Genomic DNA, 11,769 nt, shown 5'->3' with positions numbered 1-11,769 from the left:
TTGGAAGTCCTGTTTTTTTCAAATAGTTTTATATTTTTATAATAATCAAAAAATTACAAAAAAACGTAGACTTTTTTGTTTTTTTGGTAAAATAGTTTTATATTACCAACATACAATTATTAAGTATTAAAAAAAGGGGGGACCCAATGAAATTCTCATAGTCAAAACATTAAAATGATAATTACGGTAATTAAATATAAAAATCTAAATATTATACGGACTACAAAATTTTTGCAAAGATACTAACAATGATAATTATTAGTATAATAATTATCATACATCCTGGCTTTCCTACAAAAGCTCTATCAAATTCATTTGGATTTTTATGATCCATTTAATTACCCCCCTTTCCACATCTTAGATAAATATTAACATAAAAAACCGCTATTTGCTACCACCATTTATTTTAGAAAAGGAGATGAGCTACATTGAAAAAAATATTTATTACTTTATTGATTTTATTATCAACATTTGGATTTTCAATTGCAATTTCTGCGACTGAATTGAATGAAAAAACCCTAGAAGAATCATTTGCTGATGCGAAAAAGGGGCATTCAGATATACCTATAGAAGATTTGAAAAATGAAGTTAACATTACTTCAGATACATTATCTGTTGGACTTCTCACGCTAGATAATAATGCTAGCTTTCATGCTGATAACTACATAACTTCAGAGATTATTTACGAGAATGATGGTGTAGAGTTTGTTTCAGTAACATTATTTAGTGATATTACTTTGTATGATGATGAGGTAAATTTAATTCAACCTATGGCTGACAAGGGTGATGAGGAATATGATTCTTCTTATGGAGTTAGAGCGTACAGCAGGATTTATTATGATCGATATACAGAGAGAGGAGTTACGATGGCAAAACTAACTAAAGTAACAGGTGGTTGGAATGTCTATGATTCTAGTATAAGCCTTTCATCAAGAAGAGTTCGATATGGAGCAAGTGGATGGCCAGGGGTGCAACATTCTTATACTAAATACCCTACAAGCAACTCATATACGTATAATTTACCATCGTCAACTAAGGGGGTTGCACTAACTGGTACGTATCATATTGGAACCAATTCTCATGTAACTTTAAAGCGTGGTACAAGGTCAACTTGGACTCTTTATCTAGAAAATAATTTATAGATGAATAAATGAGGCAGAGCAGTACTTCGAATAATCGAATGTGCCTGCCTCGCTACCTTCAATTTAATAGTAAATAATGTTATTGATCATTTTTAAATGGGGCTATATACTTTATCGACTTCCACACATCAACCACTACCCCAGTTTCATCTGTATCAATAACGAATGAACCATTACTATATCGATCACTTACACTTAATTCCATTGGATGTGAGGTTACCGTTGTGCCTAGTTCCGTTAAGAGAACAACCTGGTCTTCTGGTGTGACTTCAACAAATCCAACAACCCTATGTGGTTTTCCTTTAAGCTCTCTAAGCATCATTTGCCCACGCTTGGCTCTTGAGGATTGCTCAAATTCAGTTAAGCGCATTCGCTTCATAGCGCCACGCTGCGTAACAAGAGTAAAGAATGTCTCTTCTTGTTCACCTTGCATCACCAATCCTGCCACTACAAATTCATCTTTTTTAAGACTGATTGCTTTAACACCAGCAGCTCGTTGACCAATTGGCGTTATCTCTGCTTCATTATAACGAACCCCATAGCCTCGATTACAAACAACAAATACATCCTGTAATCCATTTGATAATGCAACATTTATTAATTGATCACCGTTCTTTAGATTAATCGCAACTAGTGGCTTTGAATAACGTTGTGCTTCGTATAAGGATAATTCGCTTCGTTTAATCATGCCGTTTTTGGTGAAAAAGATTAAATATTGGGGTACGGAAAAATCTCGAACGGGGATTGCACAAATAACTTTTTCACCTTTTTCTATTCCAACTAGAGAAGAAACATGCTGAGCTAAATCCTTCCACCTGATGTCAGGTAAAGTATGGACAGGTGCAAATATATATCGACCTTGATTGGTAAAGATCAATAACGTATCTGTCGTATTTATTTCAAAAAGTCCAACGAGATGATCGCCTTCCTTAATCGCTAAATCATCGCCGTTTGATGCTGCATATGACCTTAGGCTGGTACGCTTAACATAACCTTCGTGTGTGACTGTAACAACGACATCCTCACTCGCAACCATAACCTCAAGATTGATTTTTAATTCTTCAACATGAGCTTCAATGGCCGTCATTCGAGGTGTGGCAAATTTCTTCTTAATTTGTCGTAAATCCTGTTTGATAACTTGTGAAAGTTTTTTTTCGTCAGCGATAATAGCTTCTAGCTCTTCAATTCTAGTACGCAAGTCTTGAGCTTCCTTTTCCAGTGAAGTAATATCGGTATTCGTTAAACGGTAAAGCTGTAAGCTAACAATCGCTTCTGCTTGTTGCTCAGTAAAGTCAAATTGGTTTTGAATATTGGCTTTAGCATCAGCTTTATCTTTACTTGCTCGAATTGTCGCAATCAATTCATCTAAAATAGAGACGGCTTTAATTAATCCTTCTACAATATGCGCACGATCACGCGCTTTTTTTAAATCATAATGAGCGCTGCGCAACACCACTTCTTTTTGATGACTAATGTATGCATCTAGCAGTTGCATTAAGTTAAGCTGTTTCGGTGTTTTGTCCTTAATGGCTACCATGTTAAAGTGATAGCTAACTTGTAAGTCGGTATGCTTATATAGATAGTTGAGAATGCCTGTACTATCTGCATCTTTTCTAAGTTCAATTACAATCCGCATACCTGTTCTGTCTGTCTCATCACGTACCTCGGCAATACCTTCTACCTTGCGATCTAGTCGTAATTCATCGATGCGTTTAACCAAAACCGCTTTATTGACCTCATAAGGAATCTCATCAATAACAATTTGTTCGCGGTTTCCTCGAATCGACTCAATGGAAGCACGACCACGAACGATAATTTTCCCCTTACCTGTTTTATACGCTTCCTTTAATCCTTCTTCACCTTGAATAATGCCTCCAGTTGGAAAATCAGGCCCCTTCATAATCTCGAGAAGCTGATCGATAGTGACTTCAGGATGATCAATTTTTTTGATAATGGCATCAATAACCTCAGCCAAATTATGTGGAGGAATATCTGTGGCATAACCAGCAGAAATACCGGTAGAGCCATTGACTAAAAGATTTGGAAAGCGAGCCGGTAGGACAACAGGCTCGTTGACGGTATCATCAAAGTTTGGCATATAATCGACGGTTTCCTTATCGATATCTCGTAATAATTCACTGGCAATGGCCGATAACCGCGCTTCTGTATAACGCATTGCCGCTGGAGGATCGCCGTCGATACTACCATTATTACCATGCATCTCGACTAATACATGACGGATTTTCCATTCCTGACTTAAGCGCACCGTAGCTTCATAAACCGAGCTATCTCCATGCGGATGATAGTTCCCTATGACCGTACCAACTGTTTTGGCTGATTTCCTAAATGGCTTATCATGGGTATTTTTTTCCTCGAACATCGCATAAAGAATCCGGCGTTGCACAGGCTTTAACCCATCTCGAACATCAGGTAAAGCCCGATCTTGAATAATATATTTACTATAGCGACCAAATCGATCACCTATGACCTCTTCTAACGGCAAATCTAAATACTTCTCTTTGGCTACCAACGTACTTCCTCCTAACTACTAGCTGTGAATATTCTCATTATCGATAATATTGGTTTCTTCATCAAGACCAAACTCCACGTGTGACTCAATCCACTTACGTCTTGGGGCAACTTTATCACCCATCAAAGTCGTCACCCGTCGTTCGGCACGTGCTAAATCATCGATTGTGACACGAATTAAGGTACGCGTTTCAGGATTCATCGTTGTCTCCCAAAGTTGATCGGCATTCATCTCTCCTAAACCTTTATATCTTTGTAAAACATAACCGTTTTTTAATTTAGTAATGGCTTGTTTCATTTCTTCTTCATTCCATGCGTAATAGATCTTTTCACTTTTGCCTTTCCCTTTCGACACTTTATAGAGTGGAGGTAAGGCAATATAAACTTTACCGGCTTCAATTAATGGACGCATGTAACGATAGAAAAATGTCAATAACAAGACTTGAATATGAGCGCCATCTGTGTCAGCATCAGTCATAATAACAATTTTGTCATACTGGACGTCAGCTAAGTTAAAGTCACCACCAACTCCCGCACCTATCGTATGAATAATCGTTGAAATCTCTTCATTTTTAAAAACATCTTCCAACTTTGCCTTTTCTGTATTGATAACCTTACCTCTTAAAGGCAATACGGCTTGGAATTTGCGATCTCTCCCTTGCTTAGCCGATCCACCGGCCGAATCACCCTCGACTAAATATAGCTCATTTCGATCAGGATTTCGAGATTGAGCAGGCGTGAGTTTCCCACTTAATAGGGCGTCTTTACGTTTTTTCCGCTTACCTGATCGGGCATCCTCACGTGCTCTGCGGGCCGCCTCTCTTGCTTCCTTGCCTCTAATCGCTTTTTTTAATAGCATGGTCGCAACATCTTTATTTTCCTCGAGAAAGTATGCTAAGTGTTCTGAGACGATGCTGTCGACTGCTGATCGTGCCTCAGAGGTTCCCAATTTCCCCTTAGTTTGACCTTCAAACTGGAGTTTTTCTTCGGGGATTCTTACCGACACGATTGCTGTAAATCCTTCACGAATATCATTACCTTCTAAGTTCTTATCCTTTTCTTTTAATAGCCCATTCTTACGTGCATATTCATTGAAAACACGTGTGATAGCGGTACGAGCTCCAGATTCATGCGTTCCACCATCTTTAGTTCGAACATTATTTACAAACGATAGCATACTTTCAGCATAGCCATCATTAAATTGAAAGGCAAAATCTATTTCTATATCCTGCTGCTCGCCCTCAAAGGAGACAACAGGATGTAAAACATCCTTTTCTTCATTTAAGTACTCGACAAATGATTGCAATCCCTCTGGATATTGGTACGATTCACTAATCAATTGGCGCTCATCAATAAGGACAATTTCAATGCCTTTTAGTAAAAAGGCTTGCTCACGAAGCCGCTCGGACAAAATCTCAAACTGAAAGCTTGTTGTAGAAAAAATAGTGGGATCAGGCTTAAAGTGAATCGTTGATCCTGTTTTTTTCGTTGTTCCAATTTGTTCTAACGATCCCTGAGGAATTCCTCCATTGGCAAAGGATTGCTGCATAACCTTACCCTCTCGATTAATGGTAACCGTTAACGACTCAGATAAGGCATTGACTACTGATGCACCAACCCCATGTAAGCCACCTGATGTTTTATAACCACCTTGCCCAAATTTGCCACCTGCATGTAGAACAGTAAAAATAACTTCTGGGGTCGGTTTGCCTGACTGATGCATCCCAATTGGCATTCCTCTTGCTTCATCCATAACCGTAATACTATTGTCTTGATGAATAGTGACGGTAATCTTCTCACCGTATCCAGCCAATGCTTCATCGACGGCATTATCAACGATTTCATAGACAAGATGGTGTAAACCTCTTGCGTCCGTTGAACCGATGTACATCCCTGGTCGTTTTCGTACTGCTTCTAATCCTTCCAAAACTTGAATGGATTCATCTGAATAGGTTACATTCTGTTTTGATATCGTCATTTTGCTCCCTCCACTTATCAACAAACCCAAAAGATCGAACTTATGTTTGTTACGATTTTAATCGATTCGAATCCCAGTTCTCGACACAGAATTCTACATGATATTACTAAGCTTAATTATTTGTGATCCATTATTATTTCTGAATCTGTTGATAAGCTACTTTAATACATTGATCCATAACAATAAGCAGGTCTTTATTATACAAGTGTTCAACATCTTGATCAACTACTCCTTGCTGCGCCCAAAGAACCTTAGCACCTATCTCTACTGCTTCTGCTGCAATATCCTTTAAAAAAATTGAGCGACGAAAAACATTCACGATATCTACTTGTTCCTTTACATCACGAAGACGTGGGTATGCTTTTTCTCCTAAAGCAGAATCAATGGTTGGATTAATTGGAATGATTTTAAATCCATAATTTTGCATCGCTTGACTAACTTGATATGAGGTACGATCTGGATTATCCGATAATCCTACCACAGCTATTGTGTGTGTTTGTTCAAATAGTTTATCAATAAAATCACGTTCATACTTCTGATTCATGATCTAAACACTCCTTTTCAAAACCATTTCTTCCCTAGTTTACGCTGTTTTACCTGTTTTGGTCAAATCATTGTGTATTAATACCTGGTCATAATCATGGTTTAATATCGATTAAAAACATGTTACAATAAAGTGAAACTTCGTCAGTGGGGGGGCGACGGATAGGATGTGCTCGTGCAGACGTTGCAACACGACGTCGCGAACTTAGTCAGCTTCCTCTCTCTCCCACCCACTAAACGTTAGTTGAACCAATCGGTCCGTTACTGGCTGTTGGATCTCCCACTTGCACATGATGCGTTCCCTTATTTCCTAAAGTGGGAGTCTTACAAAAGCCCTTCGATGGGGCGAGTAATCGCAGCCCCAGCCAGTTACACCTGCATAAAACAACTGTACTATAGCTGATGAAATGAGGAATGATTATGTGGAATTATGTATGGTTAATTATAGTTGCTTATTTACTTGGATCTATTCCATCTGGCTTAATCGTCGGAAAAGTTTTTTATCAAACAGATATTCGTGAACATGGTAGTGGTAATTTAGGGGGCACGAATACTTTCAGAGTCTTAGGTAAAAAAGCCGGAATCGTAGTAACATTAGCTGATATATTAAAAGGAACGTTGGCCGCATTGCTCCCTGTTATGTTTCAGCTTCCTGAAATAAACCCCCTTATTATTGGTATTTTTGCTGCTATTGGGCATATCTTTCCTATCTTTGCTCATTTTCGTGGGGGGAAGGCAGTTGCGACATCGGCTGGGATCATCTTAGGTGTCAGTCCATTATTATTTGCCATTATGCTATGCTCCTTTTTTGTCATCCTTTATATTAGTAAATATGTTTCACTTTCTTCTATGTTAACAGGAATTATCGCTATTATTACAACGGTGCTTATGCAAGATTACAGCTTACTTATTGTCACAAGCCTATTAACACTATTCGTGATTTACCGTCATCTAGCAAACATTAAACGTATTATCAATAAAACCGAACCAAAAGTTAAATGGCTCTAGCCTTTATTGACCACAAAGAGTATACCACTCTTGTGGTTTTTTAAATCGTTCCTTCATGTGATAAAGTGAAACTTCGTTAATTAGTGATCAAATAAATAAATTGAATCATTCGACATTGTTCAGTATACTTTTACTAGTTATGGTTGTGAAAGGGGTTATCTCCATGATAGAAAAAAATACAAACCAGCTTATTTTGCCTAAAAAAGCTGAACGACATAAACTTTTTGGTTCAGTTCAGCCTGGAGAAAAGGTAAAGCCGATTGACAAAGAGCAAATGGCGGATTTACAAAATACAAAAGCTAATTTTTTATTTGAGTTAGATGCTGTGGGCATTACCAACGTTAAACATCCTATTCAAATCCAAAGTGAGCTTAAGCCTGAAATACAAACATCGATTGCTTCGTTTACTCTTACATCAACAGTTAAGGTAGCAAACAAGGGAACAAATATGAGTCGATTTACCGAGCAATTGCAGCAATACTATCAAAATGGTCAGCTTAATCTCAATCTAAAAACGCTAAAGCAATTTACGGTAGAATTAGCAGAACGCTTGAAAAGTGAAGATGCTGAAATTGCACTTGAAGTACCTTGGTTTTACGAAAGAAGTGGTCCAAGTTCTAATTTAGCAGGTCTTAATCATGCCACACTCTATCTTCAAATTAAATACCGTAAGCCAGCTAACTTTGAAGTAAAAGTTGGTTTGTCAGCAATGATTACGACATTATGTCCATGTTCGAAAGAAATTAGTGAATATAGTGCCCATAATCAACGTGGAGAAGTAAAAATCGAAGTGAAGTTAACCGAACTTTTCGATGAGGAAAAAGAAGATTGGAAGAGCATTTTACTAGAAGCAGCTGAAAGTAATGCAAGTGCACGTATTCATCCTATCTTAAAAAGACCTGATGAAAAAATGGTTACCGAACAAGCCTTTGAGAACCCACGCTTTGTTGAGGATATGGTTCGCCTAGTGGCAGCTGACTTATATGAGAATGATTTAATTCAAGCCTTTCAGATCACCTGTCGAAATCAAGAATCGATTCATTTACATGATGCCATTGCTTCGATTACATTTGATAAACGTCAAGGGAAGTAGTGGGTGCCATGAAATATGTTTTAGTTGCTATTATTAATTTTTATCAAAAGTATCTCAGCCCATTAAAACAACATCCTAGCTGCCGTTTTCAGCCAACTTGTTCACAATATGGTAAGGAAGCAATTTTACGCTTTGGCGCCTTTAAAGGAACTTATTTAACGATTGTGCGTGTGTTAAAATGTCATCCATTCCACCCAGGAGGCTTTGACCCTGTTCCAGAGAAAAAAAAGAGGAGGAGTGAATTCTGATCTGCTCCCCCTCTTTTCTCATTTGTATATGGTGACCTTATATCTCCACCGAGAGAAACGGAATCTTAATCCCGTGTAATGTTGAAACGTTTGATATGATCTTCTAAACCTTCTGCTCTTAAGACCGTGTATTGCAAAGGTTTAAATAAATCGTAATGTGGATATTTATCTTGGTGGTGAATCCACTCAGGCTTCAAGCCATATTGTTCCCCCCAGTTAATGAGCTTTTCAGTATCCATACAGCCAACCTTAGTCACACTGGTACAGTCAGGAAAACGTTGATCCAGCCAATAATGAGTTAAAAAAGCTAATCCTCCTGCTTCAATCTTTTGTTTCCATTCGCGTAATTCATGTTTTTTCAAGCCAAAAGCCATCATCATTCTCCCTTTAGTAATTGTTGATAGCGTTGATGCCATTCCGGAAATTTACGGCGAATTGAAAGTGGTTTAAAACGTTCTCTATCAACGACCACGTGATCAGTTCTACCAGATACGGCAACTTGCTCCTCTTGATCAATGACTTGATAACGATAACTCGTACGTAGGCCATCATAATGTTCAAGCCAGGTTTTAACATAGGCTGGTTGACCATAACGAATTGGCTTCAAGTAATCTATCTCAACATGTGTAACGGGAGAAACAACACCCGCTTGCTCCATTTCTGCATAGGAAAGGCCTAAGTGCTCGATAAGGGCTGTTCGGCCAATCTCAAACCAGACTAGATAGTTAGCATGATAGACAACACCCATTTGGTCTGTTTCTTGATATCGAACTTGAATTGGTGTGATAATAGGCTCCATCTAATTAACTCCCTTCACTGTTTGCCAAGCTTTTCTAAAGTCATCTTGATTTAAAATTAGAAATTGTTCATCATCAACAGTTGCATCTGCGATACGAAGAGCCTGAAATTGAATGGCTTCATCAACTAAATTAACAACAAAACGGGCATTACCTTGAATCGCTTGCTCCTGATATTGGCGATAAATATAGTCACGTGCATCATCTGTCATTTGATAGTGATAGCGTTCCACATGAAAATGAGTAATGCTTAGTAATTCATCTGGCTGGTAGTCAAGAAATTCAAAGTATTTTTTAAATCGAGAGGATAGACCAGGGTTACTTGCAATAAAACGCTCCATATCGGCACGGTAACCAGCTAAGATCACAACTAAATTCTCGTTGTGTTTGGTCATTTCATCAACTAAAGTGTCAATAGCTTCTTTCCCAAAATCATTTTCACCTCGAAACAATGCATAAGCCTCATCTATAAATAATACCCCTCCAAGTGCCTCGCGAATTTTGTTTTTTGTTTTAATTGCTGTTTGCCCTACATAACCAGCAACTAAATCACTGCGAGATGCTAAAATAAAATGACCGCGTTTTAGTAAGCCACATTCTTTTAATAACTTTGAGTAAATTTTGGCTACTGTTGTTTTTCCTGTACCCGGGTTTCCGGAAAAAACAGCGTGCAGTTGAATGGGTACTGAAGGTAACCCTTGATGCTTTCGCTTTTGTTGAATGGTAACAAATGAGGATAGCTTCTTGACCTCATCTTTAATGTTTTCAAGTCCAATTAGTTGTTCTAGTTGATCCATCGGCGCTGTATCATCTTTTTCATCATACATAACAGCTAAATCCTTTGATTCGATCCGCATATGATCAAGCCAATCGTCATGCTCTTTAACCGTAATTGTTGCACCTTTTTTGAAAATGGCTTTCATAACAAGATCTCTTACCGTCCTTGCATTACCAAAGGTATCGTCCACTTTGGCACGTTCGATTAGACCATAAAAACTATTTAACGCTGTCTCTGTAAAAAAGTAGTCATTGTCTAAAGCTGTTTCTTCGGCAATCTCAACAAGCTCAGATAATTTAAAATCAGGTAAATGAATCATGTTTTGATCAGGGAAACGACTTCTAAGCCCTGGATTTGACCATAAAAACTGACGCATCTCCTCAGGGTAACCCGCTAAGATAACAGCAAATTTATTAGCATATTCCCCACTGGTCATGGCTGATACAAGCGTATCGATCACTGCTTGACCATAATCATTACCGCTTGCATCCTGACGATGGAGACTATACGCCTCATCAATAAACAAAACACCTCCTACCGCCTGTCGAATATAGTTCATGGTATTTTCTTCACTTTGTCCAACATAAGACCCAACCAGATGCGAGCGATTAACCTCCGTCACCTGATCAGATTCCAATAAACCGAGTTTATGATAAATTTCAGCTAACAAACGAGCTATTGTTGTTTTGCCTGTCCCAGGATTCCCAGTAATAATCATGTGTAAGCCGGGCTCATCCACCATTTGAAATCCTATTTTTTTACGATCCTGCTGATATTTTAAATAATGATAATATTGATTCATATAATTCTTAATTTGTTCGAGCCCGACCATACCTTCGAGCCTTTCAAGTGGACTCTTTGTCGATCTCGAATTGAATTGACTTGGAAATGCTTGATAGAACTCTTGTTCAAGCTGAACAAGTGTACGAATACGCGCATTGATCTCTTTAGTAGGGACGCCGGTCCGTTTGTTTTCTATTAAATCGATTGAGTCCGTCAATTGCTCCTCTAATTCCAACAACTGCTCTCTTAGTTTCTGATAAAGCTGTTCTAATAGGGAGCGATGACTATTCCGTCCTACTTTTACAGAGCTTGTTTGTTCAAAGAATTGGTCAAGGTTTCCTTTCCATTCTTGCATTTTTTTCAGCTTTGCCGGATCAAAATCTGTCTCACGAATTGACCAGGATGATAGTTGCAATTGCTGTAGATGCTGAAAAACAACAAAGAAACTTAGCACAGTTTGAAGTTCTTGTTGTACAGGTAAATGAGCATGTATGTTTGAAGCCTTAGTTAATAATTGTTGAACAAGCTCATCCGTATCTTGATGCCGCAACAAGCGGTGAAAAGCTAACATAACATGTAAGGTCGCAACTGCTTGCTCAGAAAGCGCATGCTCTTCTGCCTGAATTTGATCCAACGCTCGTAACACTTCGATCTCATTATATGGCGGAAGCTGCTCAATATTATCCCAAGCGATTAGCTCACTTTCTTTAATTTTTGAAAGAATCAAGTGATTGGTCAAACTGATCTGCTCCTTTCTCCATTCCAATATTTTATCATATTTATTACGGTTGTAACAGTTAAGCGATTAATCGATCGATATAGATATCTTAAAACTATCTACGCCAGCTTTTACTAAAAGTGAGTAATTTT

At 38.2% G+C, this 11,769-nt stretch carries 10 protein-coding genes; 4 read left to right on the top strand and 6 right to left on the bottom strand.

Annotated elements, in window-relative coordinates; all coding sequences use genetic code 11:
• The first annotated feature begins 428 nt into the window (after positions 1-428).
• Positions 429-1,142, top strand: coding sequence for a hypothetical protein (locus tag ASE01S_RS13895; protein WP_067843690.1), 714 nt, complete (start codon positions 429-431; stop codon positions 1,140-1,142).
• Positions 1,143-1,221: 79 nt separating this feature from the next.
• Here ASE01S_RS13895 and parC read toward each other — a convergent pair whose 3' ends face one another.
• From parC to ASE01S_RS13880, 3 genes are all read right to left on the bottom strand, one after another.
• Entirely contained in the window at positions 1,222-3,672 is a 2,451-nt protein-coding gene (gene parC / locus ASE01S_RS13890; RefSeq protein WP_067843688.1) for a DNA topoisomerase IV subunit A, read from the bottom strand.
• An 18-nt stretch (positions 3,673-3,690) separates the two neighbouring features.
• The gene (gene parE, locus ASE01S_RS13885; protein WP_067843685.1) at positions 3,691-5,649 is read right to left on the bottom strand and encodes a DNA topoisomerase IV subunit B; all 1,959 of its coding nucleotides are present in this window, start codon (positions 5,647-5,649) and stop codon (positions 3,691-3,693) included.
• Positions 5,650-5,782: 133 nt separating this feature from the next.
• The gene (locus tag ASE01S_RS13880) at positions 5,783-6,193 is read right to left on the bottom strand and encodes a CoA-binding protein (protein WP_067843683.1); all 411 of its coding nucleotides are present in this window, start codon (positions 6,191-6,193) and stop codon (positions 5,783-5,785) included.
• Positions 6,194-6,612: 419 nt separating this feature from the next.
• Here ASE01S_RS13880 and plsY point away from each other — a divergent pair, with 419 nt between their 5' ends.
• The 3 genes from plsY to yidD all read left to right on the top strand — a co-directional run bounded on the left by plsY (position 6,613) and on the right by yidD (position 8,541).
• The gene (gene plsY, locus ASE01S_RS13875; protein ID WP_067843680.1) at positions 6,613-7,200 is read left to right on the top strand and encodes a glycerol-3-phosphate 1-O-acyltransferase PlsY; all 588 of its coding nucleotides are present in this window, start codon (positions 6,613-6,615) and stop codon (positions 7,198-7,200) included.
• A gap of 163 nt (positions 7,201-7,363) precedes the next feature.
• On the top strand, positions 7,364-8,293 hold the full coding sequence (folE2, locus tag ASE01S_RS13870) for a GTP cyclohydrolase FolE2 (protein WP_067843675.1): 930 nt from the start codon (positions 7,364-7,366) through the stop codon (positions 8,291-8,293).
• A gap of 8 nt (positions 8,294-8,301) precedes the next feature.
• On the top strand, positions 8,302-8,541 hold the full coding sequence (yidD, locus tag ASE01S_RS13865) for a membrane protein insertion efficiency factor YidD (protein WP_067843695.1): 240 nt from the start codon (positions 8,302-8,304) through the stop codon (positions 8,539-8,541).
• 65 nt (positions 8,542-8,606) lie between these two features.
• Here yidD and ASE01S_RS13860 read toward each other — a convergent pair whose 3' ends face one another.
• Genes ASE01S_RS13860 through ASE01S_RS13850 form a run of 3 tightly spaced genes read right to left on the bottom strand, consistent with a single transcriptional unit; the run spans position 8,607 to position 11,638 of the window.
• A complete protein-coding gene (locus ASE01S_RS13860; RefSeq protein WP_067843673.1) occupies positions 8,607-8,915 on the bottom strand; it encodes a hypothetical protein in 309 nt (102 codons plus the stop codon).
• A 2-nt stretch (positions 8,916-8,917) separates the two neighbouring features.
• Positions 8,918-9,340 carry an acyl-CoA thioesterase gene (locus tag ASE01S_RS13855; RefSeq protein ID WP_067843671.1) on the bottom strand — a complete coding sequence of 141 codons (423 nt, stop codon included), beginning with the start codon at positions 9,338-9,340 and terminating at the stop codon, positions 8,918-8,920.
• The gene (locus ASE01S_RS13850) at positions 9,341-11,638 is read right to left on the bottom strand and encodes an AAA family ATPase (protein ID WP_067843668.1); all 2,298 of its coding nucleotides are present in this window, start codon (positions 11,636-11,638) and stop codon (positions 9,341-9,343) included.
• Positions 11,639-11,769: the final 131 nt, after the last annotated feature.

It is taken from the genome of Amphibacillus sediminis NBRC 103570 (assembly GCF_001552275.1).
Lineage (GTDB): Bacteria > Bacillota > Bacilli > Bacillales > Amphibacillaceae > Amphibacillus_B > Amphibacillus_B sediminis.
The sequence above is the reverse complement of the archived record's forward strand: the minus strand, read 5'-3'. Positions and strand labels throughout refer to the sequence as shown.

Bases quoted from the DNA above. Each gene is read 5' to 3' on its own strand.
- plsY (WP_067843680.1), top strand. From the start codon at position 6,613: ATGTGGAATTATGTATGGTTAATTATAGTTGCTTATTTACTTGGATCT.
- yidD (WP_067843695.1), top strand. From the start codon at position 8,302: ATGAAATATGTTTTAGTTGCTATTATTAATTTTTATCAAAAGTATCTC.
- ASE01S_RS13880 (WP_067843683.1), bottom strand. From the start codon at position 6,193: ATGAATCAGAAGTATGAACGTGATTTTATTGATAAACTATTTGAACAA.
- parE (WP_067843685.1), bottom strand. From the start codon at position 5,649: ATGACGATATCAAAACAGAATGTAACCTATTCAGATGAATCCATTCAA.
- folE2 (WP_067843675.1), top strand. From the start codon at position 7,364: ATGATAGAAAAAAATACAAACCAGCTTATTTTGCCTAAAAAAGCTGAA.
- ASE01S_RS13860 (WP_067843673.1), bottom strand. From the start codon at position 8,915: ATGGCTTTTGGCTTGAAAAAACATGAATTACGCGAATGGAAACAAAAG.
- ASE01S_RS13855 (WP_067843671.1), bottom strand. From the start codon at position 9,340: ATGGAGCCTATTATCACACCAATTCAAGTTCGATATCAAGAAACAGAC.